A 24370-nucleotide genomic window follows, 5' to 3' on the forward strand; every position below is an offset into this window, starting at 1 on the left:
TATTCGGGCGGCGTTATCCGGCTGCCTGCTTCAGCCCGGCAATGTTCAATGACCGCACCGCATCGCCAATGGCATCGATCACTTGAGGGCGGGTAAACCCTCGCCGCCAGGCCAGTCCGATTCGCCGTCCGGGCACCGGTTTGGCCAGATCAATCACGACCAGCCGCTTGTTGTGATATTTCGGCGTCAGGGCGCTGCAGGGTAGCACTGTGATGCCGAGCCCCGACGCCACCATCTGCCGGATGGTTTCCAAGGAATTGCCCTGCCATCCTTCGGCGTCTGACCGGCTGAGTTCCGGGCAGGAATCCAATACCTGCTGCCTGAAGCAGTGCCCAGCGTGCGGCAACAGCACTTTCTCGGATCCCAATTCACGCGAATCAATGACTTTCTTTTTCTGCCAGGGATGTCCCACAGGCACCAGCGCCTTGAACGGTTCATCATAGAGCGCCCGCGTCATCAGCCCGTGCTCCTCTAAGGGCAACGCAATCATGATCACGTCGAGCTTCCCGCTCTTCAGCATGGCGACGAGATTAAGCGTCAAATTCTCCTCGATCTCCAGCGGCATCTTCGGCGCGCGTTTATTGAGCAAGGGGACCAGATCGGGCAGGATGTACGGACCGACCGTCGCAATCACCCCGAATCGAAGCAGCCCGGCCAGTTGATCTTTCCCCTGGGAGGCAATGAGCCTGATCTGATCCGCATCCTCCAGCACGCGTTGCGCCTGATGGACAATCTGTTCTCCCAAGGGCGTGAGGGTAATACGGTTCTTCCGTCGCTCAAAGATCGTGCAGCTCAACTCTTCCTCAAGTTTCTGAATCGCCAGGCTGAGCGCCGGCTGTGTGATGCAGCAGCGCTCTGATGCCCGGCCGAAGTGCCGCTCCTGTGCTACCGCGACGATGTATCGAAGTTCCGTCAGGGTCATAGACATCCCTCGATTTGGTTTACGATAAGTACCGTAAATCATCACTCTATATATAATCAATTGGACTGATCAATTGTTTGTCGCTAACTTGATGGCAAGACGATCGATGATTTCAGACAGCGAACCGGACGACGCGCTGAAGGTGCCGGTCGAACCGGCCGCAGAACCCCATCAGGGGGACAAGGAGGCAACCATGAGACCCAGATTACTATTCATGGCATTGGTCCTGATCGCGGTCACAGGCGTGCTCGGGGGATGTCAGAGTGTACGCATTGCGGATGCACCGGAGGCGTCAGGCGGTTCGACCCTGAGGTTCGCCGGCGGTGCAACGCCGGGCTCCGGGACGACCGACCGCGGGGAGGCGGGGTCGACGTTTCGCTTACGTCCGCCCCTTGGTCGGGAAGACGCGAGGCCGGCTACGAAGGCCGCCAGCGCCGCTGAACCAGGATCGACGCTCCGGTATCGCTGATCATCCCGGGGCGCTTGCACGAAGGACCTCGTCCGTATAGAAGATTGAGTCGAATCGTACTACCAACACTCCATGGAGGTGGAAGATGAATCTGGCAATCCGACGATGGCGAATGATCGGCGGGGTTGTGTTGCTGGCGGGAGTAGGCATGACTCTCCCTCTGAGCCCGGTGTTCGGCGAGAAGCCCGCCGGATCAGCCACACCCGCGCCCTACCAACTCCCCACGATCCTGGGTCTGGAGGATCCGAACACCTTCGTCCCGGCCGAGAACCCCTTAACGGCCAAGAAAGTCGAACTCGGCCGGCTGCTGTTTTTCGACAAGCGCCTTTCAAAGAATGACACAATCGCCTGTGTCAGTTGCCACCTGCCGGACAAAGGCTTTACCGACGGCAAGCGCGTCTCGACGGGGATCAACGGACTCACAGGCGGCCGGAGCGCGCCGGCCTCACTGAACCGCGTGTTCAGCAAAGGGCAGTTCTGGGACGGGCGGGCGGACACGCTGGAGGACCAATCCATCGGACCATTTGTGAGCCCGGTCGAACATGGCTTCATCGACCACAATGAGATGGTTGCCAAAATGCGGAAGATCGCCGGCTACCGGAAATTGTTCCAGGAGGTCTTCGGCAGGGAGATCGTGATCGAGGACGTCGGCAAGGCCATTGCCAGCTTCCAGCGGACGATTCTGTCGGGCAACAGCGCCGTCGACAAGTACGATCTCGAAGGAGACGAGAAAGCCTTGTCCGAATCGGCGCGGCGCGGCCTCGAGTTGTTCCGGGGAAAGGCCCGCTGCACGCGCTGCCATTCGAGCTTCAACTTTACGGATGAAAAATTTCACAATCTAGGCATCGGCTGGGATACCAACACGGTGGACCTCGGCCGCTATATGGTCACGAATAACCCGGAGGACATCGGAGCGTTCAAGACGCCGACCTTGCGGGAAATCGCCCGTACTGCGCCCTACATGCACGACGGCCGGTTCAAGACACTGGAAGAAGTGGTGAAGTTTTACAACCAGGGCGGGATCAAGAATCCCCACCAGGACAATACCATCATCCCGCTCGAACTGACCGACCAGGAACAGCAGGATCTGGTCGCCATGCTGAAGGGGCTCAACGGAGAAGGCTGGCAGCACGTGACCGCGCCAAAATCCTTTCCGAAGTAACGTACCGGCCGGCGGTCAAGTCAGAGGGTCTCGCGGGACCATCGCGCGAGGCCCTCTCCAGTCTCTGTTTAGGATGCAGCCATATCCACCAGGTACCGCCGAAGAATCGCCTGCTCCACGCGGGACCGGCCTCGATCGGGGGCGGGGAACCTGAGCACCAGATGGACTCTGCCCGGCTCCTGAAGCTGAATCGTAATGCGCGGTTCCGGCGAAGGTGCTTCCAGCAAATTGGTCTGTTCGAGCATTTTCATGTGCCGGGCCGCTTCCTCCATGAAGGGCCCGCATTCGGCCTTCGCCCCTGCCAGCAACGTGCGCTCCGCTTTCTGCCAATCTTCATCCGCCTTGAGAGGCACGATCAGCGTATACAGACCATATTCTTGGTCCGGATTTTCTCTGACCAGCGCGTTTGTGAGCAGCAGGCTGTTGGGAAAGCTGGTCACGCGTCCCGTATACAAATGGGTCGCCTGGCCGGGACCGATCTCCAAGAGCTTCGTCGCGAAGACGTCATGGTCCAGCACCACACCCCGGTAGCCGGCAATCTGAATCCGGTCGCCGACAGCGTACACTTTGCTGCCCACCCGAAGCGCAGCCCCGCTCCAGCACAGAATCAACTCCTTCGTCGCCAACACCAGGGCCGCCGCAAGCGCCACCAGAGAGACGGCAAAGGCCTGCAGCTCGTGCGCCCAAATAACCACCAGACCGGTCAGAAACACGAAGACCATCGAATTTCTGGTGGTGACGACCCATCGGCGCTTCGCCTCCATCGACAAGGTCGGATTGCGCGAAATCCATCGCACCACCAGCGTCCGCGTCAAGACGATCGACACGAGGAGTATGAGGGACTTGAGCCCGTCCAATACGACGGAACTGTCAAACTGCATCCACCCGATCTGCATACTTCCTCCCGGCTCTTCCCTCTCTCTGATAGTTCAAGTGCGATCCCGGTCATCCGGCACAGCGGACAGCACGATACGGAACCCGAATCCGTCCTCCTCCCCGTCCACAGATCCGGGACCTGCCGCCGTCCCCCAGCCCTCCTACGCCAGGCCCTGCAGTCCCTTTTCGATGAATCGAGCCCTTGCTTACCAGCCCCGGAGGAAACCTGCCAGAAAATTCTGACTCTCACTGGCGGATGGAGGGCACTCGCAGAGTAGTGAAGAACTATTTCGGCAGAAGAACGACGCCGACGGCATTTCCCAACCGCCTGCTAGTGAGTCAACAGCGTGTCACGCGTGCCCGGCACACATTCGTCCCGCTTCCAGGACTTCAGGATTTTCTGCTCGTTAAAAACGAGCGTATACCGGTAACAGTAGAGCGTGGGTTTCGGCCCTTCCCCGCCCTTACTCATGAGCGCTCCCACGGACTGTGACGCCTCGCCGAACATCGACGGGTCAAGATCCTTGTCGCTCATAGACACCCGATAGGTCCAGACCGTATCCCCGCCCAACGCCGGGGCCTTCGCCGTATGCGGCGCTCCGAACTGCTCGCGGATCTCCTCCTGGGTCAGGCGGTTCACTCCCTTCTTGAGATAGGTATCCCGCAATGGCGCGCCGCAGGCGCCAAGGGCGAGCGCCAGCATGACGACTAATCCGCATAGCGCCCGCCGGGTCCCGTCGATGCGCCAGGTCATGATTGGGAATTGATCTGCTGCATGCGCTTGATCGAGCAATACAACGCGTAGCCCTGCGCCAACATGCCGGTCACCAGGAGCCCGAGCGCCGTCGGCAGCCAGCTCGTGCCCGGATGGTCGAGGCCGTGCATGCCGCAGACGAACCCCAACGCGATCGCCACGATCCCCACCGCCCGGGCGATCATCGCATTCATGCGCCAATTAGTGGAGGGCGCTTCTTGTTCAGACATCATCCGATTACCCTACTCTGGACGGGAACTCCACTTCAACTCTGCGGCTTACGGAAGGCGGCGAGCCGGGCGTCATAGAGAGCCGCATCGGCCTCGCGATGCATCTTGTGCAACAAACCGGCGAGGGCTTCCACACTCTTCCCCACTTCTCCGTCAGTCGGGCCTAACGCCTTTTCTCTGATCGCCAAAGCACGTCGATATACAGGCTCCGCCTTCTCCAGTTGGCCTTGGGCAACATAGAGCAGTCCCAAATTATGCAGAGAGAGGGCGACATCCGGATGATCCGGCCCAAGCACCCGCTCTTTTATCGTCAGCGCGCGAACCAGCAAGGGCTCCGCCTGAGTATATTGCCCGTGCATCCGGTGCAGCACCCCGAGGTTGTTCAGCGTGGCGGCGACGTCGACGTGGTTCTCTCCATGGACATCCTGATAAATCTTCAATGCCTGCAAATAGAGGGGTTCGGCTTCGACATATTTTCCCTGCGCGGCGAGGGCTTGCGCCTCGCTTGAAAGCGCCACTCCCACATGCCGATGATGCAGCCCGTCTTGCTGCTCGGCCTTCCGCACCGCGACGGCGAAGATCCGCTCCGCCTCTTCGTAATTCCCCTTCTGCATCGCGCGCTGACCGGCGGCCATCGCCGATTCCCAGCTCTGCTGTTCGCAGGACAGGAATAACGCCACGAGGAGGACGGCGAGCATCTGTGAAACGGCCTTGCGCATCACGCCTTCAGTTGCTCCGCGATGGATTCGGCCGGATAGGTGACAATTTCGGCCAGGGTCGGGTGATAATGCGGCATGCGGAGCAGATCGTGCACGGTGCCGCGATAGTACATCACGGCAATCAGTTCATGAATCAGCTCGCCGGCCTCCGGCCCGACGATCTGGGCGCCCAGCAAGGCCCCGGTTGACGGCTCGGCCACCAGCTTCACAAACCCGTGCGTCGCGCCCAGACACATCGCTTTCCCATGATCGGCAAAGGGATAGGAACCCGTGAGATAGGGAATTCCGCGCCTCCGACAGGCCTTCTCCGTAAGCCCTACGACGGCGACCTGCGGATCGGTAAAGATGACTTCCGTCACGAGCCGATCATCGAATGACTTCGGAGCTTGTTCCGGGTGGCAGGCGTTCCACCCGGCCAGTTCTCCTTGTTGAATCGCAATATGCACGACGTCGTACAGATTCGTGACATCGCCGACCGCAAACATATGGGGCTGCGAGGTCCGCATGGCTCCGTCCACGACCACACGACCTTCGTCCACCCTGACACCGGCGGCGGGAAGATTCAACCCGGCGATATCGGGGACGCGCCCCAGCGCATTGAGCACCAGCTCTCCGGACAGCGTCTGCTCTGTTCCCTGGCGCGACACCCGGACCACCGGCTTTCCCCCGTCGATGCCGACCCGACGCACTTGCGCGCCGCACATGACCGAGAGCCCTTCTTCCTCCAGCGCGGCTCCGACGGCGGCTCCGACATCCGCATCGAGGTGCGAGAGGACATGGGCGGAGCGCTGGACGATCGTCACCGCGGTGCCGATGCGCGCAAAGAACTGGGCGAACTCTAACCCGACCGGCCCGGCCCCGAGCACGATGAGGGACTCCGGCTGGTCCCGCCGCTCTAGCAAGGTGTCGCTGGTCACGCACGCCTCAAGCGTCACATCGGGAATGACGTCCTGCCGCGGGACCGAACCGGTGGCAATAATAAAGGCCTTCGCGGTAAGCAGGTCGTTCCCGACCTGGAGAAGATGCGGGGAGAGAAAAGAGGCCGGGGCTTCATAGAGGGTATAACCGGGATCGCGCAGTTGCTGGATGCGATAGTCGGCGAACTCGCGGACCAGTCGTTCTTTCCGATCCACGATGGCCGAGAGCGCCGCCCGGACGTCAACCGGAGCCAAACCGAACTCCGGCGCCCGCCGCATGAGCGCGGCAATCTCTGCCGAGCGCAAGATCGTCTTGGTCGGCATGCAGCCCCGCAAAATGCAGAGCCCGCCGAGCGGCCCGCGATCCACGATGGCCACATCCGCTCCGGCTTCCCTCGCCGTCCTGGCCGCCGCATAGCCGGCCGATCCGCCGCCGATCACGATGACATCATGCACCCGTTGAGTTGCCACAAGACTTCCTTCTATAGTTGAGAGCCGAAACACTACGGCAGGATGTTCAAAAAGGCCGTCCAGCAAGGCCGCAGCAAGCGAAGAGGCGAAGCGTACTCGCTGCCGTACGTTGAGCCTCCGAGCGCGGCGAGAACGCCGCTGGCGGACTTTTTCAGCATCCTGCGAAGAGGATACACCATGATTCAACTTGGCCGCTATCGACACTACAAAGGGAACGACTACGAGGTACTGGGCGTCGCCCGGCATTCGGAAACGGAAGAGGAATTCGTCGTCTACCGCGCGCTGTACGGCGAGCGGGGACTCTGGGTTCGTCCTGCCGCCATGTTTCTGCAAACGGTCCTGGTCAATGGACAGCCCCGCCCGCGCTTCCAATTCGTCGCAGAATGCCCCATTTTACCGGACCGCTAGCCTCACCATCCGAATTCACGGGCCGGTCCGAGGCATCCTCATGCCTCCTGCTTAAGTATAAGCCGCCGCGTTCCGATACGGGGAGCGAGGAGACACTTCGATGTCCATCGTCCGGGCTGTCCATGGAGTCGTCGAACCGAATCCGGCCGAACCAGCGAACCCCGCTGATCCACGCCTCAACACCGTCGATACGGATGGGGAAAATGACCAGCGCCAGCCGCCGGCCGGCCGGGTTGTGCTGGCAGCCCAAGAGGCCTGCGAGGAACACAACAGAAACACCCGTCCTTCAAAACCAGCCATGCTGGCGCGTGACCTCATGACGGCGCCGGTTCTGACCCTCCCCTCCGACAGCACCTTGGCCGAAGCCTGGGGCATCATGACGCGCCGATCCTTCCGCCATCTGCCCGTCACGTCATTCCACGGCGCCCTGGTCGGGATGGTCTCGGACCGGGATCTGATCCGCCACATGCCTGAACTGGTCACCATCGGCGCCTCTACCCAGGCGGCCGGTCGAAGACTGGCGGAGATCATGAGTCCGCGCGTCTTGTCGGCGACCCCGACGACCGACATTCGGGACATCGCCCGGGTGATGATGGAGGAACAGGTGGGCGCCCTGCCGATCCTGGATCCCGATCGGCGGCCCATTGGAATCGTCTCGAAACAGGACCTGCTCCGCGCACTTGCCAACCACGGTCCGCTTGAGCTCTGGACCTGATCCCCCACTTCTGCGGTTCCCGTCGATATCAGCCTTCTCTCAGTCAACCCGCACAATCAACAGGTTCCGGCGCCACCCCCTCGAAAGACGGCCTGCCTTTGTGGAATAGGCCCACGCTCGGATTCGAGCTACTCTTCCTAGCGTGATAACCGGCGAAGTGGGTGATGTGACGGTCACCCCGCCACTCACGAGCGAGGACAGAGAGGGCTCACCATGACTCCGATGAATTCATTCTTCAGCACACCGGTGGCATTCGGGATCTCCGGCCTCGTGTTGTTTGCAATCGGCCTGTTGGTGAAACACCCCCGCGGGCAACGCTGGGTGCTGGGCCTCAGCCTGTTCCTCTATGCCCGCTACCTCGTCTGGCGCCTGCTCTACACGCTCCCGACCGACGATCTGGCGAGCATGATCGTGGGCTGCATCGTGGTACTGGCCGAACTCTACGGATTTTTCCAATTTGCCTTCTACACCTATCAATCCTGGACGCCGCTCGAGCGCCAGCCGGTTCCGCTGACCGCCTATCCCACCGTTCCCACCGTTGATATCATGGTCACGGTAGTGGACGAGCCGCTGGAGATTCTGTCCCAAACGCTGGTGGGCTGCCTGTCTCAGGACTATCCCAAGGACCGGTTCCGGGTCTACGTCCTGGACGACGGCCATCGGCAAGAAGTGAAAGCGCTGGCCGGATCGCTCGGCTGCGGCTACCTCCGGCGTCCCGATCGCCCCCGCCACGCCAAGGCCGGAAATCTGAATCATGCCCTGCGGCTGACCGATGGCGACCTCATTGCCGTCTTCGACGTCGATCACGTCCCGACGCGCGCCTTCTTGAAGGACACGGTCGGCTTCTTCACGGACCCGCAGGTGGCCATCGTCCAGACACCCCATCATTTTTACAACCCGGACATCTTTCAACGGAACCTCCGTGTCGGGGACCAGGTCAAGAACGAACAGGCCCTCTTCTTCAGGTCGCTGCAAGCCGGACGCGATGCGCATAACAGTGCGTTCTTCGCCGGCAGCTGCGGCCTCTTCCGCCGGAAACCGCTGGAGGAGATCGGCGGCTTTCAAACCGCCACCATCACGGAAGACATCCATACCAGCATGCAGCTGCACGCGAAGGGCTATAAGTCCTGTTACCTCAACCGCGTGCTGGCGGCCGGCTTGATGCCGGAGACCTTCGAGGGCTATCTCAAACAGCGTAAACGGTGGGCCATGGGAAGCATCCAGGTCCTCCAACATGACAACCCCCTCACCAAGCGCGGCCTCACGCTGGCGCAACGGATCGACTATTTCGGGTCCATTTTCTATTTCTTCTTCGGCACACCGCGCCTGATTTGTCTCGTGGCTCCCTTGGCCAGCCTCCTCTTTCACACGCCGCCGATGAAAGCTGATGTGTGGGCCCTCTCGGCCTATTTCCTTTCCTTCTACATTGCTTCCGCCCTGATCATGCGCCCGGTGAGCCGCGGATCGCGCAACCCCTTCTGGTCGGACATCTATGAGACCGCGATGTGTTTTTCACTCAGTGCCGTCGTACTCAAAACGCTGGCCACACCGCGGAAAGAACGGCCGTTTGAGGTGACTCCGAAAGGGCAGCGAGTCAGGAAGAACACGGCCACGGAACTGTCGCTGGCCTGGCCCCTGCTGCTCACCTTCGCCCTGTTGATCGTCGGGCTCGTGTGGGGGATTCAGCAATGGCGGCAGGGGACCGGTGATCCGGGGTTGCCGGTCAGTCTGTTCTGGGGCTCGGTCAATCTGCTGATGGTGACCATTGCGCTCTTCGTGGCGAGCGAACAGACCCAGGGCCGGCAGATGTTCCGGCTCACTCGCGACTATGCCGGCAGGATCCTGATCGATGGAGATACGGTCCCGGCGCGCGTCACCAACATCAGCGAGCGCGGCGCCGGCCTCGTGCTCGACCGTCCGCTCTATTCCACGCAACACTCCGTGACGTTGATCCTGCCCGCCTCACGCGGAACCATCATCCGATTGAACGGACACATCGCGCGACAAGCTCCCTTGCCGTCGGGACAGGTTGACGTCGGACTCCTCTTCCCTGAATTGACCCCGCTTGCCAGGCGGACCCTGACCGAAATGATGTTCGGTGACCCTGCTCCGTGGCGGGAGGGCGACCGGTTTCACCCCGGAATCGCGAGCAGCCTGCGGTCGCTGCTCCTCGCTCTGGCCGTCCCCTGGCGAAGGTACCGATGGGACCAGCGGCGCATGGTCCGTCTTCGGACTCACACCCCCTGCCGCCTGCACACCTCGAACCGGCTCCTGACGGGGTACCTGACGGACATGTCCTTTACAGGTGTCAGTGCCGTGTTCCGCCGCACCCCGACCGGCTCCCTGGCGGGAAGCCTGCTGGAGTTGCCACAGGTCACATTAAAGGTCAGCCCGGTCGCGATCGTCCGCCGATGGAGAACGACCTTGGTTCGCTTCCGCGTCGACAGCGTCGAGCGCGGCGAGCTGCGCTGGCGCGATTGGCATGAGTGCGAGTGGCAACAACGTCGCCTGGAAGGAACGCCAGGCCATGTCTGACGGACGGCTCTCAATACACCGGCTCACGCAGGAGCTGTGCTATACGTGGTTCGCCCCGCGGTTTGTACAGTAAGGAGAGGATCGATGGCGCGATTGGCACTAGTCTTATTGGCGGCACTTGTCCTCATCGCCCAGCCGGCCGCCGGCCATGCGGGAGATGTGTTTACCGGGTTTCAGATCGATAACAAGAGCCAGTACTTCGGCTATCTTGGAGTGCGGGTGCCGGTGCATCAAATGGCGGGCGGGACGAATCTCTTTGTCCAGGCGATGACCGCGGGACTGGGGTACAGCTTCAAAAGCAACGGACAGCTGTTGGATGCGAACGTGCAGTTCATCGTGCCGGCGCTCGGCATCAGCCGGAACGTCGGCGGCTGGACACTCTCGGCCCTCGCCGGGCCGCAGTTGCGCCGCATCGAAGAAGAACGGTGGAATACCAGTCCGTCGATCGAGAATCAAATCGGGGCCTATGGCCAACTCGAAGCGTTTTACTGGCATGAGAAGGGCAGCTTCCACGCCATCACCTCCTATGCCGACCTCGATAAATTCTTCTGGGGCCGCCTCCGCGGGAAACTCCTGGTACACACAGCCGACAAGGGCTGTTGCACGACCTATGTCGGATGGGATGTGGCGGCCATGCAAAATGACGACTTTCGTGCCGTCCAATCAGGGCCGCTCGTCGAAGTCCCCATCGGCAAGGTCTTTCTCCTTGCGAAAACCGGATATCAATACAGCAGTTCCTTCCATACCGGCGTCTATGGAGGAGTCGAGATTTATTTTCCCTTTTGAGACGCCGTCACCCGATCGGCGTCCATCGGGCAAACGTCGCCGCCTGACCGACCCGGGCGCCGCGAGCCTCCACCACATTCCACACCGTCGCGTCCTCGACCAGAAAGCGCTTCCCGGTGGCTGAAATCCTGACTCCCCGATAGCCCGCGAAAAAGCCTTGCGCGGCCGCCACGGCCAGCATGCGGGCGCGCTCATCGCGGTTCATCGGTTCCGCCGTCAGACGAGACGGCGTGGTCGTCAATTGCTCCCAGGTCATTTCCCACAGATCGAGCGCCGCCTGATTGCCGTAATTCAGGACCGGATCGCTTTCCGTGCCGTGCGACACAACCACAGAGGGCGCGGTGAACAGCGCCCGCGCCTGGTCCTCCGGCGAACCGGTTCGATCCAGCAATTCCCGACCGGTCCAGCGGCGAAAGCTCTCGAGCAGGCATTGCGACCAGGTTACGATCGCCGGCTGGGTCCACAAGGCACTGGCCATGGCATCTCCTCCTGTCAGGCGGGCATAGCTGTGCTGCTACCACGTCCGGAGGGGCAAGGCAAGCGGAGGGATCAGGGCTTGGCTGATTTGACTTTGCGGGTATCCGGTTTCGGAAGCAGCCGGTACTCGACGAGACGGCAACCGCAGAAAGCGATCTGTCGGGCGTCGGTCGTGACGCGCACGATCATCGAATGGCAAAACGCGCATTCCGGGGAGCGGGGATCGCGGCCGATGGTCCAGCGGGGAATTGACATGTTGTCGGGGTTCAGCCTCTGTTCGTCCATGACCTCTCTATCGGCACCGGCGGAAAAATCTGAAGCCCATTCCCTTTCGATGCGCCCGCCCTGGCATGCCGCGAAGGCCCTATGTATAATGGATGTTCGTTTGAACTCCACTGATGATCGTTAGTGAGGAATAAGTCATGGCAGGCAAGACCTTATTCGATAAGATTTGGGATTCTCACATGGTCCGTGAAGAGCCGGACGGGACGACGCTGTTGTATATCGACCGGCAGCTGGTGCACGAAGTCACCTCGCCGCAGGCCTTCGAGGGCCTGAAACTGGCCGGGCGACGCCCCCGCCGACCGGCGGCGACGCTCGCCGTCCCCGACCACAATGTGCCGACGACTGACCGCCGGCTCGGCATCGCCGACGCCGTCAGCGCGAAGCAGATCCAGACCCTGGAAGAAAATTGCCGGGACTTCGGCATCACCCTGTTCGGCATGAACGACATCCGCCAGGGCGTCGTCCACGTCATCGGCCCCGAACAAGGGTTCACGCTCCCCGGCACGACGATCGTCTGCGGCGATTCCCACACCTCGACCCATGGCGCCTTCGGGGCCCTGGCCTTCGGCATCGGGACGAGCGAAGTGGAGCATGTGCTCGCGACCCAGTGTTTGGTGCAGAAGCGGCCCAAGACGATGGAGATTCGGGTGGACGGCGTCCTCTCCGACCGGTGCTCAGCCAAAGACATCATCCTCGCCATCATCGGCAAGATCGGCACGGCCGGCGGCACCGGCTACGTGATCGAATATACGGGATCGGCCATTCGCGCCTTGAGCATGGAAGGCCGCATGACGCTCTGCAACATGTCGATCGAGGGCGGCGCCCGTGCCGGCATGGTCGCGCCCGATGAAAAGACGATCGCCTACATCAAGGGACGCCCGCTGGCCCCGAAGGGCGAGCTGTTCGAGCAGGCCGTGCGCGCATGGGAGCACCTGAAGACGGATTCGAACGCGAAGTACGACGCCACCCTCGTCCTGCGGGCCGAAGACATTGCCCCGCAGGTCAGCTGGGGCACCAGCCCCGGCATGGTGTTGGGCGTGGATCAGCGCGTGCCCGACCCCTCGACCATGACCGATGAAAAAACCCGCAAGGCCACCGAGCGCGCGCTCGAATACATGGGCCTCGCCCCCAACATGCCGATCACCGACATCAAGATCGACACCGTCTTCATCGGCTCCTGCACGAACTCGCGCATTGAAGACCTGCGCCTCGCCGCCACCCTTGCCAAAGGGAAAAAGGTGGCGAAGGGCGTGCACGCGATGGTGGTGCCCGGCTCCGGCCTCGTCAAGCAACAGGCGGAGCAGGAAGGACTCGACCGGGTCTTTCGCGACGCCGGATTCGAATGGCGGGAAGCGGGCTGCAGCATGTGTCTCGCCATGAATGCCGACGTGCTGCAACCGGGCGAGCGCTGCGCCTCCACCAGCAATCGCAACTTCGAAGGACGGCAGGGCGCGGGCGGGCGCACGCATCTGGTGTCGCCGGCCATGGCCGTCGCCGCCGCCGTCGAGGGACATTTCATCGATATTCGCCATTGGTCATAAACATCACCACCCGTGAACGAACAAGGCGCATAATGCATCGGGAACAATCCAAGACTCACGCCTTACGGTTCACGTTTCACGTTTCACGAGGATCATGATGCAGGCCTTTACGACACTCACCGGCTTAGTAGCCGCGTTGGACCGGGTCAACGTCGATACGGACCAGATCATCCCGAAGCAGTACTTGAAAACGATCAAGCGCACGGGGCTGCGCGAAGGACTGTTCTTCGACTGGAAGAAGCAGAAGGACGGATCGCCGGACCCGAATTTCTTTCTCAATCAAGCCCGCTATCAGGGCGCCACGATTCTCTTGACCCGCGACAACTTCGGCTGCGGCTCCTCACGCGAACATGCGCCCTGGGCCTTGCTCGATCAGGGATTCCGCTGCGTCATCGCGCCCAGCTTCGCGGATATTTTCTACAACAATTGCTTTCAGAACGGCATTCTTCCGGTGGTCCTGAAGGCCGACGAGGTGCAAGCCTTGATGCGGGATGTCCTCGCAACACCCGGTTACCAACTCACCGTGGATCTCGGCAAGCAAACCGTAACCACGCAAGACGGAAAGTCCTACGGATTCGAGATCGATCCGTTCAGGAAGGATTGTTTGTACCGTGGGCTGGATTCCATTGGATTGACCCTGCAACACGAGGCCGCGATCACCTCATACGAATCGAAACGGAAGACCGAAGCCCCCTGGTTGTTCGCCGATCTTCCCTCATGACGTGAGGACGGTCTCCATGAAGCTGTTGCATCCGAAATTCCTGCTGACGTTTCTCCTGTTTCTGGGGGCGGCCTATCTGCTCGTCGCCTTCAACTGGAGTTACTCGGACGGGAGCCGGGCGGGCTACATCCAGAAGTTGTCCCAAAAAGGCTGGGTCTGCAAAACGTGGGAGGGAGAGCTCGCCATGACAACCGTGCCTGGGGTCGCGCCGGTCCTCTGGAGCTTCAGCGTGTGGGACAAGCATGTGGCCGACGATCTTACGAAAGTCATGGGCAAGCGGGTGATTCTGCATTACAAGGAATACCGCTACCTCCCCACGACCTGCTTCGGGGAAACAGACTATTACGTGGATCGGGTCGAAGTTCAGGAATAATCGGGCGGCGGTTCAGTAGACCGTCACAGCCAGCGCCGCGCCCGAAACGCCATCAACATCCCCGCCGCGATCAGTCCCATCGCCCCCAGCACAGCCGGATAACCCCACTGGGACTTCAGCTCCGGCATATATTCGAAATTCATCCCGTAAATGCTCGCAATAAAACTCAGGGGCATGAAAATGGTCGTAATGACCGTCAGCACGCGCATGACCGCGTTCAGCCGATAGCTGACGCTCGAGAGATAAATATCCAGGCTGGCTGAGACCATCTCGCGCAGGGTTTCGATGGTATCGATGATTTGCACGACATGGTCGTACACGTCGCGGAAGAACACCTTCGTCGGTTCGTGCAGGAAGGGGCAGTCTGAGCGCGACAGGCCGTTCGTCGCTTCGCGGAGCGGCCAGACGGCCCGGCGCAAGAACAACAACTGCCGCTTCAGCGCATGAATCTCTTTCAGCGTGTCCGGTTTCGGATCGGCCACCACTTTCTCCTGGAGCGACTCGATTTTCTCCCCGAGTGCTTCCAGCACCAGAAAGTACTGGTCGACGATCGCATCCACCAGCGCATAGAGCAGATAGTCGGCGCCGCTCTGCCGCATGCGGCCTTTGCCGCCCTTGAGCCGGTCCCGCACCGGCTTGAAGACGTCGGTGCCGTTCTCTTGAAACGACAGGACGAAATTCCGCCCGAGCACCAGGCTGACCTGCTCGACGAGCAGATCCTGCCGCTCGGTGAGCGACAGCACCTTCATGACGAGAAAGAAATAGGTGTCGTAATCGTCGAGTTTCGGCCGCTGATCCGTGTTCGCAATATCTTCGAGCAACAACGGATGGAGCGAAAACTGTTTCCCGAAGGCTTCGAGCAGCTCGAGCTTGTGCACACCGCCGATATCCACCCAGGTGACCGATTCATCGGACGGCGGCTGCAGTTCGTCCGGCCTCGTCACGGTCCGCTCCTCGCACCGGCCGCCGGAATAATTGAACACCGTCATGGGGACGGTATCGGCCTTCTTTTCGCCGACATAGACGAGGGTGCCCGGAGGCAGACCGCTTTTTCTGGATCGCTTTTGCACCAGCTTCATGGCGGCTCTGCTTGTACGCAGATTCTCCCGGGAGGTCAAGCGGCCCCCCCGTATGCCTTTCAATCAGGCCGTGACCTTGATACTCTGATCCCATGAATTGGGATCACGAATATCGTGCGCTCACCTCGGCCATGCGCGAAGCCGGCGAGGAAGCTTTACGGCGCGCCAGGGACGGATTTCAAATCTTCACCAAACCGGATCATTCACCCGTCACATCGGCCGACCATGCGGTGAACGACATCCTGCAGGATCGCCTGCTCGGGCAATTTCCCGATGACGGCTGGTTGTCGGAAGAATCACCCGACAGCTCCGTCCGGCTGAACAAACCGCGTGTCTGGGTGATCGATCCGATCGACGGTACGAAAGCCTTTATCCGGCGAGAGCCGGAGTTCTGCATATCGGTCGCGCTCATCGAAGGCACCCGGCCGATTCTCGCCGCGATCTTTAATCCCTCAACCGGCGAGTTGTATACCGCCATGCGCGGACAGGGCCTCCACCTCAATGAGGCGCCGGTGCCCAGGACCGAAGGCCTCTCACGCCCGCAGCCGATCGTGGCGCTTGGCCAGTCGGAGATCCAGAGCGGCCGTTTTAAGCCGGTAGAGGACCGTATCGCCCCCCGCCCTATGCACTCGATTGCCTGGGCCATCGCACGCGCCGCGGGGGGCGCCATTCACGGGGTAATGACCTTCGAGCCGGAAAACGAGTGGGATGTTGCCGCCGGGGTCCTGTTGATCGAAGAAGCCGGGGGCTCGGTCTGTGACGCAGCGGGACAGCCGCTGCAATTCAACCGGCCTATTCCACGCTGCCAGGGATTTTTCGCCACCGCCTCCGGGTTTCCGGACAGCCTGACCTCCCGGATCCTCACCCTGCCGCGCGTACCCCATTAAGCTCACACGGACACACTACGATGCATATTGCCGTGATAGGGATGGGATTGCTGGGACGGGCGGTTGCGGAACGGCTGCATGACCAGGGGCATGCCGTCACGGTCTACAATCGCACCGCTGCCAAGACGGAACCGCTGCGCGCACGAGGCCTCGCTGTCGCCCCCTCGCCCTCCGACGCCCTCGCCGCTGCCGACTGTGCGTTGTTGTTCCTCACCGATGCGGCAGCCATTCGATCCGTCCTCTTCGAGGCTACCCCTCCCGAGGCGCTCCGCAACCGCACCATCATTCAGATGGGCACGATCAGCCCCGAAGAAAGTCAGGCGCTGCTCGCGTCCGTGACGAAAGCCGGTGGCGACTACTGCGAAGCACCCGTCCTGGGAAGCATTGCCGAAGCCCTTGCAGGCAGCCTCCTTGTGATGGCCGGCGGCACACAGGACCAGTTTGATCACTGGAATCCCGTCTTTCGCTCCCTCTCATCTGCCCCGACCTTGATCGGGACCGTGGGACAGGCCGCCACACTCAAGCTGGCGCTCAATCACCTGATCGCAGCAGAACTCACCGCCTTTGCTTCAAGCCTCGGATTGATCCAGCGATCGGGGGTCTCCGTCGATCACTTCATGGCAATCCTCAAAACCAGTGCGTTGTTTGCTCCCGCGTTCGAGAAGAAACTGCCCCGCTTGCTGACACGCCAATACGACAACCCGAATTTCCCTACGACTCATCTCTTGAAGGATGTGAACCTGTTTGCCGGAGAGGCCCGGCATCGCGGGCTCCCGGTGACCAGCGTGGAGAGTCTTCGCTCCATTCTGGAGGACACGATCGCGCGCGGATATGGGGAAGCGGATTATTCGGCCCTGTTCGAAACGATGAACCCGAAGGACTAGCAGAATCGCGACATACACCACAGGATGCTCAAAAAGGCCGTCCGGCAAGGCCGCAGCAAGCGAAGAGGCGAATCGTACTCTCTGCCGTCCGGTGAGCCTCTGAGCGTGGCGACCTGCCTGCGCGAAGCGCTTCGGCGAAGGCAGGGAACGAAGCTGGCGGACTTTTTCAGCATCCTGCTAAGGAGCTGGCGGGGTATCGCTCAAACTCGCATGCGACGACTTCCTGGTGAGATGAAATGTGCCGCCTTTTTCGGTGGGCGCCTGGTTGGCCCCGATCCTGGTGTACCACCATCGACCTTCACCCTCGGTATAGTCCGGTGAAAGCTCCACGGTAAATCCACCCTCACGATCGTTCTCCCGCTGCACCCACATGCCCTGCCAGAGATGGCCGTTGAGCGCTTGAGTCTCAAAATGGCCGTCCTTCCAGGCGTAGGTCCCATTGCCCTGCTCGTCTAACCTCAGGGTGAGAACGGCTCCGTCTTCATATTCCCACTCGCCGGCAAGCACGCCGCGATCGCCCGGATCCTGGGACACCGCTGCCGGGGCATCCGGCGCCGGCAAGGGCCGGTGCATCTCTGTCGCAGCACAGGCTGAGATGAGGCCTGTGATAAGAATCAGCCCGGTGATAGATATTCGCCTGTCAGACATAGCTTGTTCGCCTCCGAAACGACCCAATCAAGCTACCATGCGAATAGCCGATGGACAAGGTGCCGGGGTAAGCACAGACCGCGCAGACTTGGGTCAGCAGAGTTTCTCGAACCGGCGGCAGGCCTCGTCGAGATCGACATCGGTCTTGGCATAACTGAACCGGAGGAACCGGGCCCCTTCCGGTCCGGAGAAGAAGGCTTCCCCGGGGACCCCTGCCACACCGATTTTGTCCAACAACGACATGGCCCGCTCTTTTCCCGTCGTCCCCGGCAAGCTCGACACGTCGGCCAGCACGTAGTAGGCCCCTTGCGGTATTGAGGGAGTCAGTCCCGCGCGCGTCAGCACCGCGCAAAATCGATCCCGCTTCCGCTGGAACTCCCGAGCCATCTGGCGATAGAACGATTCCGGCAGCTCGGTGATGCCGGCCGCCACGCCCATCTGCAAGGGCGCGGGCGCGCAGACATAGAGCAGATCGTTCATCGCCCCGATGAGCTGCGCCCAGCGCTCCGCCGCCACACTGTAGCCGATCCGCCATCCGGTGATACTGAAGGTTTTCGAGTAACCGCCGATCGTAATCGTCCGCTCGGCCATGTCGGGCAACGTCGCGATGCTGATGTGCCGACGACCGTCGTAAAGAAAATATTCGTAAATCTCATCCGTGAACACAAAGAGATCATGGCGCTTCGCGATCGCCGCAATCCCTTCCAGCTCCGCGCGCGAGTAGACTTTTCCGGACGGGTTGCCGGGGCTGTTCACGACGATCGCCCTGGTCCGATCCGTCACGGCCCCCGCCACGTCGTCGAGCGAGAACGTCCATTCCGGCGCCTGCATCCGCACCACCACCGGCACGGCTTCAACCGCATGGAGCGCCGTCAGGTGATACTGATAATAGGGCTCGAACAGGATGACTTCGTCGCCCGGATTCAAGAGCGCGGCACAGGCGCAATGGAACGACCCGGTAGCCCCGGCGCTGACGGTGATCTCCGTTTCCGGATTGGCCTCTATGCCGTTGTACTGTTCCAGCTTGTCCGCCAGCGCCTGCCGGAGTTCGGCCAGCCCGTCGAACCTCGTGTAGGTATTCACCCCGCGATCCATGGCCCGCTTTGCCCCATCGATGACCGGCAAGGGCACCGGCGTGTCGCACACCCCTTGGGCCATGTTGAGCCCTTTCGCCTTGGCACAAGCCTGGGTCATCGCCCGGATTTCTGATGGCCCGAGCTGCGCCATCCGCCGGTTGCCTGTCCGTTTCATCGACACTCCTTCCCGCCTGTCGTTGCCCTGCTATATTTCATACTACGCTCATTTTTCGCAGAGCCGCCGCCGAAGGTCAACTCTCCGGCGGGTACAGCCCCCCGGAGCCTTAGTGGCCTCCTCCCCCCTAACGGAGGTACCCCCTCCGGGGAAGGCGCAACGTGCGGGAACGAGATAGGCTTTCCTTAAGCGAGGTTTCTGGAAGGAGCGACGAATGCCACTGCACCATCAACCTTCTCCCGGACAAGGCACCGGCGAAGATCCCCACAAGGACCGTCGAGGAAGGAGAATCCCCTTTTCCTGCCGCCTGTTCTTCTTCGGTGACGACGATTTCGAGGGCGAAGCTGCCTTGCTCGACCTGTCCGCGAACGGCTGCCGCGCCAGCTCGTCGATCCCCGTCGAGAAGGGGATGCTGCTGCGCCTGTCTCTGTTTCTCTCCGACCATCGATGGCCGCTACGGATCAATGAAGCCGTCGTTCGCTGGATCGATGGGGAGGAGTTCGGGCTGGAGTTCGTCAACATCACCATGGCTCAGCGGGAACGGCTGAGAACCCTGGTGATGAAAGTAAAATAGCCGCATCAGCCGGTCGCCCTGTGCGTCATTCCCCGCCGCGACCGAACCGGACAACCGCGTAGACCTGATGGCCGGAACGAGCCGGTCCTACGGATTCCCCCACAGTTCTTCCAACCGTTGGGCCCGCCCGCAGTTGAATTTGTAGAACTTATACCGGACCGGGTTCTTTTTGTAGAAATCCTGATGATAGTCCTCGGCAGGATAAAACACGGATGCGGGAACGATCTGCGTCACAATCGGTCCGGCGAAACGCTTCGCCTGTTCGAGCGCCTTTTTTGAGTCCTCCGCCAATTTCTGTTCCTCCACAGTACTCGGGAAAATCGCCGCCCGGTACTGATTCCCCTGGTCACAGAACTGCGCATTGGGTGTGAGCGGGTCCACGTTGTGCCAGAAGGCGTCCAGGAGTTTCTGGTAGCTCACCCTGGCCGGATCGTAGGTCACCTCGACCGATTCGGCATGGCCGGTCTTTCCCGCCGACACCTGTTCGTAGGTCGGATTGGCCGCGGTTCCGCCCATGTAGCCGGAGACGGCGGAGAGCACGCCATCCACTTTCTCAAAGGCCTCCTCCATGCACCAAAAACATCCGCCGGCAAAGTAGGCCTTGGCCGGAGCGGATGCCGCTGTCGCTGCCGGAGAGAGCCACCCGATCCCTCCTCCGAAAACAATGATGAGTGCCGCACAGACACCGGTGACGGAGCCCCGCAGTTTCATAGACAGCATCTCCTCTCGTGATCGGCCAGACCCGCCGCCAGGCCCGTACATTCTATTACGGAGATCGTGCTCCGTCGGATGTGGCAAATCACGATCCGCGCGGGACGAGTGGGGGAGTGGTCGGCATATGACTGGAGAAACAGAGTGGCTCTGGTCGTCAGGCCCTTGCGCCGGGATTACATCGAGAGTTCCTGGTATTCAACCGGCTCTTCCGATCGAACAGGCCGCTTGCCGCCGCCCATCTGCTTCATGATGAGCTCGATCGCCTCCTCCGGCGAGGAGGCCACGGAGACCTGCCGCTTGCCGAGCTTGCGAAAGAACGCCACATCGGCGGGGGACGCCTCCACCAGGATGACGGGCTTCCCCGCCTTCACCGCCAGCGCCACCTCGGACACGGTCCCCGACCCGCTCAACCCGCAGGCGACGACGACATGGCTCGTCAACACATTGATGTTGTTGCGGGCGTTGCCCATCTCCGTGATGATCGGCACATCGACATGCCGCGACACGTTGTCCTTTGCCGTGGGCAAGATCCCGACCGTGAGGCTGCCCCCAACCCGTTTCGCGCCCTCGCAGGCGGCGTCCATCACGCCCACGTCGCGCCCGCCGGTCAGCACGACCCACCCCCGCCGCGCGATAAATTCTCCCAGCACCCGCGCATTGTCCAAGTCCTTCTTCTTGGCCTTGGCCGGCCCCATCACTCCGACGATAAATCGCATACTGCTCCCGTTCCTCACAGATTCGCTCAAAACCGCGACGCGGCTAATGTGACATCGGTATGAGCCCAGGCAGACGTGAATTGTTGTTCAACGGCGTCGGCCTCGCTCCCCTTCTGCTGCGCCCGCAGGCTCTGGCTCAACCCGAACAAGCTCCACCCGTTGTTCGGGTTGCGCTGAAGGTCCGCCCGATAGACCCGCTCAGCCTCTCCCGGCTGACCGGCCAGCAACAGGATCGCACCCAGATAGTGGCGCACGGGAATCGGCCAGTAGGGAGGCTCCATATACGGGAGCGCCTCTTCCAGCTGCACCCCTTCCCGTAGGATCTTGATCGCGTCGTCATAATGCTTCTTGCGCGCGGCAATGTCACCCGCCAGCAACCGTTCCGCGATATTCAGCAGGGTCCGCTCCGTCTTCTGCTCTGGGCTCCGGTCGCGCCGGAACTGCTTCGCCAGCCCCGCCAGCACAAAGTGCTCGCCTTCCGCTCCGGGAATCCGGCCGGTCGCCGCCAGGGCCAATCCCCGGCCCATCCGCCAGATGCCCCCATGAAACCGCAACCCTTTGGCCGGAACCGGTTCCTGCAGCAAGTCCTCCCACCGGCCGAACCGGATGAGCGAAAAGAGCGGCGTCGGAAGATAGAACTCCTTCCATGTGTCTTTTCGCGCTTCGCCTTCGGTAATCGTCCCGGTCAACTCCCGCGCGACCTTCAGGGCTTCCCCCTGGCGGCCTTCCATGGCGAGCGATGCCCAGAGAAAGTGCAGATTGTGGGTGTAGTAACCGTCGGCATACTCGCCGGTCAGGTCGCGCCCTGACAGGTAGGTCTTGTCCACCTGCACCGCATCGGCGTTCCGCTCCGCCGCCTCATGATACTGTCCGAGACGGATATAGATATGAGAGGGCATGTGCACGAGGTGGCCGGCACCGGGCATGAGGCCGGGCAGACGCTCGGCGCAGGCCAGGGCTCGCTCGGGTTTCGGCGAAGCTTCCACGGCATGAATGTAATAGTGGCAGGCCCCCGGATGGTCAGGATGCCGGGCGAGCACCGATTCCAGCGTCGAGACGATTTCCTCGGTCCCCGGTTGCGGCCGTCCGTCAGCCGTCCAAAAATCCCAGGGGCGCAGATCCATCAGCGCTTCGGCGAAGAGCGTCCCGGCATCCGGATCGTGGGGCGACTGCTGCCACAGGGTCCGCATGGCGGACGCATAGGCCTTATCGAGCGCCGGGCGGGATCCGCCCTTCGCACTGTACCGCTTGCTCAAGGCCTCGATGTACCGTTGCTCCGCGGGACTGACGCGGCCGGCCTGCGCCCGGGCGTTCTGCAACGCGGCCCACGCGCGGCGCTCATCGGCCTTGGCCATCGGCGCGTTGATATTGGGCCCCAAAGCCAGGGCAATGCCCCAATAGGCCATCGCGGCGGTCGAGTCGCGGCGGGCCGCTTCCTCGAAGGCCAGAATCGCCTCCTCATGATTGAACGCATAGAGCCAGCGCAGCCCTTGATCGAAATACTGCTGCGCCTGTTCCGACCTCGTCGTGATCGGATGGTGGAGAGACCCGAGATTTGCAAAAAGCGGAACCGCATCGGGAGACGCGTTGGCGACGGTGCCGGCGCACACGATGGCCACACAGAGCATCGCGCCGGTAACCAGGCGTCCGGCACAACTCAGCCGGCGCGCGAGTCGGGGCAGACTGAACCGTGATCTGGCAAGGACCGGGCGAGGATCAATCGGTGTGGTAATCAATGTTGCGAATGAGAACCGCTCGTTCACGATCGTCCAAAAAGACTTCGATCCTGTCTCCGACATGGGCAGGCCGGTCGATGCGGGTATTTTCGTCTAACGCCACACGACGCTCGGTATCATCCGGGAGACGAATCACATAGGCCCCGCCTTCGATCGCCAGTACATACCCCTTTGTGGCATGCCTGCCCGCCGGTTGAGCCGGAAGGAGGTGGCCGTCGGAATGGGCGCCCAGGGTGCCCCGGACTATCCCCAAACCGAGGGACTCTTCCCTGCCGCTTCCTCCTGACGCGCACCCGGCAAGAACCAGGACATAGACGGCAATGACGAGACCCCTGCTCATAAGCGATGTGCCCCCGCTTACAGGTTGAGCGCCGGCTTCTGAGAGGCCTTTTGTAAACCAGCGGCGACGGTGGCGCTCGTCTTGGCAGCCCGCGCGACTCTGGCTTTCTTCGGAGGGGGAGGCGCCAGTGACGCCGCAAGGATCGGCATCTGCCGGGTCTCCATTTCCTGGCCCAAATATCTCAGCACCTGTTGCTGCGACCCCACCAGCGCTTTCAGCTCTTGCAGTTGCGCCGACAACCGCGCCACTTCCTGCCGTTGGGTCAGAAGTTCGGTGCGTAACGCCGCCACGTCTTCGAGAGAGACTGATTCGACGGCGGTCTCAGCCGGCTCCGGAACCGTGAACGTCAGCGGGACAGGCGGGCGAGGGGCCGGAACCGGTCTGTCGAGCGGAGCGGCGGCAACCGTCCCTTCAATGCCTCCGGGAAAATCATCGGAAGTCACAGCAGCCGAACTTTCAACAGGCTCCGCCTTACCGTGCATCCTTTCCCAGGCCCGGTTGAGGAACGAGCTACCGGTCATCTTGCTTTCGACGAACGACGCCACCTTGCGACCGAGCTGGCCTAGCTGCACGACCATCTCGGCGACCCGGCGGAAGCAGATGGCTCCTGATTCTCTCACGTTCTCGCCAAATGATCGTTTTTCAGTCCGTGCGGCGGAAATCTGTTCCGGGGTCGGAATGCGCGCGATCAGGTTGATGGGAGCGTCGCTAAACCGGCGGGACATGGGAAGACCTCCTTGCTGAGCGGCGGACCATCCAGAGCGCCGAGGCACCGTGTAGCTTGTCACGACAATCTGATTGGAGGGACGCGAATATCCTGTGGGTTCGGCACCGTCAGGGGCGAACCGACCGGCCCACTACGTAATTCTCTACTCCTGCCACCCTGACGAGTCAATGGTTTTTCCGATTAACAGGAAAATAAGAGGTTCTACTTGGATCCCAAAGGCTAAGGCCGAGAATATGGCAACACCGGAAAGTTGTATTTCCAGGGAAAGATCCGGACTGGGTCCACTGTATTTCCCCCTGCCTTCGCTAACACAGGGCGCAACCCTGTTCCGTCCACGCTCCTCCGTTCACGACCGTTCAGTCAAACCATGGTTTCTGACACCATTCGCAAGGACATCAACGGGTTAGAGTTACGGCCATGCTCATGCCCGACCTCACCGTTCTTGTTTGGCTA

28 protein-coding genes are annotated in these 24370 nt (G+C 61.4%); 12 read left to right on the plus strand and 16 right to left on the minus strand.

All coding sequences use genetic code 11. The features are described 5' to 3' along the window. Positions 1 to 13 precede the first annotated feature (13 nt). Complete coding sequence (locus tag ACO9S2_RS07420; RefSeq protein WP_423721318.1) at positions 14 to 922, minus strand: hydrogen peroxide-inducible genes activator; 909 nt, start codon at positions 920 to 922, stop codon at positions 14 to 16. 193 nt (positions 923 to 1115) lie between these two features. Between ACO9S2_RS07420 and ACO9S2_RS07425 the strand changes: the two genes are divergently transcribed. Together ACO9S2_RS07425 and ACO9S2_RS07430 are read left to right on the plus strand one after the other, a co-directional pair. Further along, positions 1116 to 1391 (plus strand): hypothetical protein, encoded by a 276-nt coding sequence (locus tag ACO9S2_RS07425; protein WP_423721319.1) that lies wholly within the window; start codon positions 1116 to 1118, stop codon positions 1389 to 1391. A gap of 85 nt (positions 1392 to 1476) precedes the next feature. After that, positions 1477 to 2553, plus strand: a complete 1077-nt coding sequence (locus ACO9S2_RS07430) for a cytochrome-c peroxidase (protein ID WP_423721320.1) — start codon at positions 1477 to 1479, stop codon at positions 2551 to 2553. A gap of 68 nt (positions 2554 to 2621) precedes the next feature. Here ACO9S2_RS07430 and ACO9S2_RS07435 read toward each other — a convergent pair whose 3' ends face one another. The 5 genes from ACO9S2_RS07435 to ACO9S2_RS07455 form a co-directional block, all read right to left on the minus strand. Beyond that, on the minus strand, positions 2622 to 3449 hold the full coding sequence (locus ACO9S2_RS07435; protein ID WP_423721321.1) for a mechanosensitive ion channel domain-containing protein: 828 nt from the start codon (positions 3447 to 3449) through the stop codon (positions 2622 to 2624). Between the two features lie 311 nt (positions 3450 to 3760). Continuing rightward, complete coding sequence (locus ACO9S2_RS07440; RefSeq protein WP_423721322.1) at positions 3761 to 4183, minus strand: hypothetical protein; 423 nt, start codon at positions 4181 to 4183, stop codon at positions 3761 to 3763. After that, complete coding sequence (locus ACO9S2_RS07445; RefSeq protein ID WP_423721323.1) at positions 4180 to 4416, minus strand: hypothetical protein; 237 nt, start codon at positions 4414 to 4416, stop codon at positions 4180 to 4182. The genes ACO9S2_RS07440 and ACO9S2_RS07445 overlap by 4 nt, the downstream gene beginning before the upstream one ends. 32 nt (positions 4417 to 4448) lie before the next feature. Further along, entirely contained in the window at positions 4449 to 5132 is a 684-nt protein-coding gene (locus tag ACO9S2_RS07450; protein ID WP_423721324.1) for a tetratricopeptide repeat protein, read from the minus strand. Beyond that, entirely contained in the window at positions 5132 to 6520 is a 1389-nt protein-coding gene (locus ACO9S2_RS07455; protein ID WP_423721325.1) for a dihydrolipoyl dehydrogenase family protein, read from the minus strand. The genes ACO9S2_RS07450 and ACO9S2_RS07455 overlap by 1 nt, the downstream gene beginning before the upstream one ends. A 177-nt stretch (positions 6521 to 6697) precedes the next feature. Between ACO9S2_RS07455 and ACO9S2_RS07460 the strand changes: the two genes are divergently transcribed. The 4 genes from ACO9S2_RS07460 (at position 6698) to ACO9S2_RS07475 (ending at position 10964) form a co-directional block, all read left to right on the plus strand. Further along, positions 6698 to 6928: a DUF1653 domain-containing protein gene (locus tag ACO9S2_RS07460; protein ID WP_423721326.1), complete on the plus strand. Its 231-nt coding sequence runs from the start codon at positions 6698 to 6700 to the stop codon at positions 6926 to 6928. A gap of 100 nt (positions 6929 to 7028) precedes the next feature. Beyond that, entirely contained in the window at positions 7029 to 7643 is a 615-nt protein-coding gene (locus ACO9S2_RS07465) for an HPP family protein (protein ID WP_423721327.1), read from the plus strand. A 213-nt stretch (positions 7644 to 7856) separates the two neighbouring features. Continuing rightward, entirely contained in the window at positions 7857 to 10178 is a 2322-nt protein-coding gene (locus ACO9S2_RS07470) for a glycosyltransferase (RefSeq protein ID WP_423721328.1), read from the plus strand. An 84-nt stretch (positions 10179 to 10262) separates the two neighbouring features. After that, positions 10263 to 10964 (plus strand): hypothetical protein, encoded by a 702-nt coding sequence (locus ACO9S2_RS07475; RefSeq protein WP_423721330.1) that lies wholly within the window; start codon positions 10263 to 10265, stop codon positions 10962 to 10964. 7 nt (positions 10965 to 10971) lie between these two features. On the opposite strand, the gene ACO9S2_RS07480 is transcribed toward ACO9S2_RS07475, so the two are convergent. Next, positions 10972 to 11442 carry an MEKHLA domain-containing protein gene (locus ACO9S2_RS07480; RefSeq protein ID WP_423721331.1) on the minus strand — a complete coding sequence of 157 codons (471 nt, stop codon included), beginning with the start codon at positions 11440 to 11442 and terminating at the stop codon, positions 10972 to 10974. 71 nt (positions 11443 to 11513) lie between these two features. Beyond that, positions 11514 to 11726, minus strand: a complete 213-nt coding sequence (locus ACO9S2_RS07485; protein ID WP_423721332.1) for a hypothetical protein — start codon at positions 11724 to 11726, stop codon at positions 11514 to 11516. Between the two features lie 137 nt (positions 11727 to 11863). Here ACO9S2_RS07485 and leuC point away from each other — a divergent pair, with 137 nt between their 5' ends. The 3 genes from leuC to ACO9S2_RS07500 all read left to right on the plus strand — a co-directional run bounded on the left by leuC (position 11864) and on the right by ACO9S2_RS07500 (position 14361). Next, complete coding sequence (gene leuC, locus ACO9S2_RS07490) at positions 11864 to 13267, plus strand: 3-isopropylmalate dehydratase large subunit (protein WP_423721333.1); 1404 nt, start codon at positions 11864 to 11866, stop codon at positions 13265 to 13267. Between the two features lie 97 nt (positions 13268 to 13364). Further along, entirely contained in the window at positions 13365 to 13988 is a 624-nt protein-coding gene (gene leuD / locus ACO9S2_RS07495; protein WP_423721577.1) for a 3-isopropylmalate dehydratase small subunit, read from the plus strand. Positions 13989 to 14004: 16 nt separating this feature from the next. Then, entirely contained in the window at positions 14005 to 14361 is a 357-nt protein-coding gene (locus ACO9S2_RS07500; protein WP_423721334.1) for a hypothetical protein, read from the plus strand. Between the two features lie 23 nt (positions 14362 to 14384). On the opposite strand, the gene corA is transcribed toward ACO9S2_RS07500, so the two are convergent. Then, on the minus strand, positions 14385 to 15440 hold the full coding sequence (gene corA, locus ACO9S2_RS07505) for a magnesium/cobalt transporter CorA (protein WP_423721335.1): 1056 nt from the start codon (positions 15438 to 15440) through the stop codon (positions 14385 to 14387). A 92-nt stretch (positions 15441 to 15532) separates the two neighbouring features. Here corA and ACO9S2_RS07510 point away from each other — a divergent pair, with 92 nt between their 5' ends. Together ACO9S2_RS07510 and ACO9S2_RS07515 are read left to right on the plus strand one after the other, a co-directional pair. Further along, entirely contained in the window at positions 15533 to 16327 is a 795-nt protein-coding gene (locus tag ACO9S2_RS07510; RefSeq protein ID WP_423721336.1) for a 3'(2'),5'-bisphosphate nucleotidase CysQ, read from the plus strand. Next, positions 16252 to 17211, plus strand: coding sequence for an NAD(P)-dependent oxidoreductase (locus ACO9S2_RS07515; RefSeq protein ID WP_423721578.1), 960 nt, complete (start codon positions 16252 to 16254; stop codon positions 17209 to 17211). The genes ACO9S2_RS07510 and ACO9S2_RS07515 overlap by 76 nt, the downstream gene beginning before the upstream one ends. A 177-nt stretch (positions 17212 to 17388) precedes the next feature. Here the strand turns inward: ACO9S2_RS07515 and ACO9S2_RS07520 are convergent, their stop codons facing one another. Further along, entirely contained in the window at positions 17389 to 17859 is a 471-nt protein-coding gene (locus tag ACO9S2_RS07520; RefSeq protein ID WP_423721337.1) for a hypothetical protein, read from the minus strand. A gap of 93 nt (positions 17860 to 17952) precedes the next feature. Beyond that, entirely contained in the window at positions 17953 to 19110 is a 1158-nt protein-coding gene (locus tag ACO9S2_RS07525) for a pyridoxal phosphate-dependent aminotransferase (protein ID WP_423721339.1), read from the minus strand. Positions 19111 to 19324: 214 nt separating this feature from the next. Here ACO9S2_RS07525 and ACO9S2_RS07530 point away from each other — a divergent pair, with 214 nt between their 5' ends. Further along, a complete protein-coding gene (locus ACO9S2_RS07530; RefSeq protein ID WP_423721340.1) occupies positions 19325 to 19684 on the plus strand; it encodes a PilZ domain-containing protein in 360 nt (119 codons plus the stop codon). 87 nt (positions 19685 to 19771) lie between these two features. On the opposite strand, the gene msrA is transcribed toward ACO9S2_RS07530, so the two are convergent. The 5 genes from msrA to ACO9S2_RS07555 form a co-directional block, all read right to left on the minus strand. Beyond that, on the minus strand, positions 19772 to 20395 hold the full coding sequence (gene msrA, locus ACO9S2_RS07535) for a peptide-methionine (S)-S-oxide reductase MsrA (RefSeq protein WP_423721341.1): 624 nt from the start codon (positions 20393 to 20395) through the stop codon (positions 19772 to 19774). 176 nt (positions 20396 to 20571) lie between these two features. After that, positions 20572 to 21114 (minus strand): cytochrome, encoded by a 543-nt coding sequence (locus ACO9S2_RS07540; protein WP_423721342.1) that lies wholly within the window; start codon positions 21112 to 21114, stop codon positions 20572 to 20574. A gap of 26 nt (positions 21115 to 21140) precedes the next feature. Further along, on the minus strand, positions 21141 to 22742 hold the full coding sequence (locus tag ACO9S2_RS07545) for a hypothetical protein (protein WP_423721579.1): 1602 nt from the start codon (positions 22740 to 22742) through the stop codon (positions 21141 to 21143). Between the two features lie 88 nt (positions 22743 to 22830). Beyond that, positions 22831 to 23190, minus strand: a complete 360-nt coding sequence (locus ACO9S2_RS07550) for a hypothetical protein (protein WP_423721343.1) — start codon at positions 23188 to 23190, stop codon at positions 22831 to 22833. 17 nt (positions 23191 to 23207) lie between these two features. Further along, positions 23208 to 23915, minus strand: a complete 708-nt coding sequence (locus tag ACO9S2_RS07555; protein WP_423721344.1) for a hypothetical protein — start codon at positions 23913 to 23915, stop codon at positions 23208 to 23210. Positions 23916 to 24370 lie beyond the last annotated feature (455 nt).

Source organism: Nitrospira sp. NS4 (assembly GCF_049546785.1).
GTDB lineage: Bacteria > Nitrospirota > Nitrospiria > Nitrospirales > Nitrospiraceae > Nitrospira_D.

What these genes read in the sequence shown, in the direction of transcription:
- ACO9S2_RS07420 (WP_423721318.1), bottom strand. Translation starts at nt 922, where the DNA reads ATGACCCTGACGGAACTTCGATACATCGTCGCGGTAGCACAGGAGCGG.
- ACO9S2_RS07425 (WP_423721319.1), top strand. Translation starts at nt 1,116, where the DNA reads ATGAGACCCAGATTACTATTCATGGCATTGGTCCTGATCGCGGTCACA.
- ACO9S2_RS07430 (WP_423721320.1), top strand. Translation starts at nt 1,477, where the DNA reads ATGAATCTGGCAATCCGACGATGGCGAATGATCGGCGGGGTTGTGTTG.
- ACO9S2_RS07435 (WP_423721321.1), bottom strand. Translation starts at nt 3,449, where the DNA reads ATGCAGATCGGGTGGATGCAGTTTGACAGTTCCGTCGTATTGGACGGG.
- ACO9S2_RS07440 (WP_423721322.1), bottom strand. Translation starts at nt 4,183, where the DNA reads ATGACCTGGCGCATCGACGGGACCCGGCGGGCGCTATGCGGATTAGTC.
- ACO9S2_RS07445 (WP_423721323.1), bottom strand. Translation starts at nt 4,416, where the DNA reads ATGATGTCTGAACAAGAAGCGCCCTCCACTAATTGGCGCATGAATGCG.
- ACO9S2_RS07450 (WP_423721324.1), bottom strand. Translation starts at nt 5,132, where the DNA reads ATGCGCAAGGCCGTTTCACAGATGCTCGCCGTCCTCCTCGTGGCGTTA.
- ACO9S2_RS07460 (WP_423721326.1), top strand. Translation starts at nt 6,698, where the DNA reads ATGATTCAACTTGGCCGCTATCGACACTACAAAGGGAACGACTACGAG.
- ACO9S2_RS07465 (WP_423721327.1), top strand. Translation starts at nt 7,029, where the DNA reads ATGTCCATCGTCCGGGCTGTCCATGGAGTCGTCGAACCGAATCCGGCC.
- ACO9S2_RS07470 (WP_423721328.1), top strand. Translation starts at nt 7,857, where the DNA reads ATGACTCCGATGAATTCATTCTTCAGCACACCGGTGGCATTCGGGATC.
- ACO9S2_RS07475 (WP_423721330.1), top strand. Translation starts at nt 10,263, where the DNA reads ATGGCGCGATTGGCACTAGTCTTATTGGCGGCACTTGTCCTCATCGCC.
- ACO9S2_RS07480 (WP_423721331.1), bottom strand. Translation starts at nt 11,442, where the DNA reads ATGGCCAGTGCCTTGTGGACCCAGCCGGCGATCGTAACCTGGTCGCAA.
- ACO9S2_RS07485 (WP_423721332.1), bottom strand. Translation starts at nt 11,726, where the DNA reads ATGGACGAACAGAGGCTGAACCCCGACAACATGTCAATTCCCCGCTGG.
- leuC (WP_423721333.1), top strand. Translation starts at nt 11,864, where the DNA reads ATGGCAGGCAAGACCTTATTCGATAAGATTTGGGATTCTCACATGGTC.
- leuD (WP_423721577.1), top strand. Translation starts at nt 13,365, where the DNA reads ATGCAGGCCTTTACGACACTCACCGGCTTAGTAGCCGCGTTGGACCGG.
- ACO9S2_RS07500 (WP_423721334.1), top strand. Translation starts at nt 14,005, where the DNA reads ATGAAGCTGTTGCATCCGAAATTCCTGCTGACGTTTCTCCTGTTTCTG.
- corA (WP_423721335.1), bottom strand. Translation starts at nt 15,440, where the DNA reads ATGAAGCTGGTGCAAAAGCGATCCAGAAAAAGCGGTCTGCCTCCGGGC.
- ACO9S2_RS07510 (WP_423721336.1), top strand. Translation starts at nt 15,533, where the DNA reads ATGAATTGGGATCACGAATATCGTGCGCTCACCTCGGCCATGCGCGAA.
- ACO9S2_RS07520 (WP_423721337.1), bottom strand. Translation starts at nt 17,859, where the DNA reads ATGTCTGACAGGCGAATATCTATCACCGGGCTGATTCTTATCACAGGC.
- ACO9S2_RS07525 (WP_423721339.1), bottom strand. Translation starts at nt 19,110, where the DNA reads ATGAAACGGACAGGCAACCGGCGGATGGCGCAGCTCGGGCCATCAGAA.
- ACO9S2_RS07530 (WP_423721340.1), top strand. Translation starts at nt 19,325, where the DNA reads ATGCCACTGCACCATCAACCTTCTCCCGGACAAGGCACCGGCGAAGAT.
- msrA (WP_423721341.1), bottom strand. Translation starts at nt 20,395, where the DNA reads ATGAAACTGCGGGGCTCCGTCACCGGTGTCTGTGCGGCACTCATCATT.
- ACO9S2_RS07540 (WP_423721342.1), bottom strand. Translation starts at nt 21,114, where the DNA reads ATGCGATTTATCGTCGGAGTGATGGGGCCGGCCAAGGCCAAGAAGAAG.
- ACO9S2_RS07545 (WP_423721579.1), bottom strand. Translation starts at nt 22,742, where the DNA reads ATGCTCTGTGTGGCCATCGTGTGCGCCGGCACCGTCGCCAACGCGTCT.
- ACO9S2_RS07550 (WP_423721343.1), bottom strand. Translation starts at nt 23,190, where the DNA reads ATGAGCAGGGGTCTCGTCATTGCCGTCTATGTCCTGGTTCTTGCCGGG.
- ACO9S2_RS07555 (WP_423721344.1), bottom strand. Translation starts at nt 23,915, where the DNA reads ATGTCCCGCCGGTTTAGCGACGCTCCCATCAACCTGATCGCGCGCATT.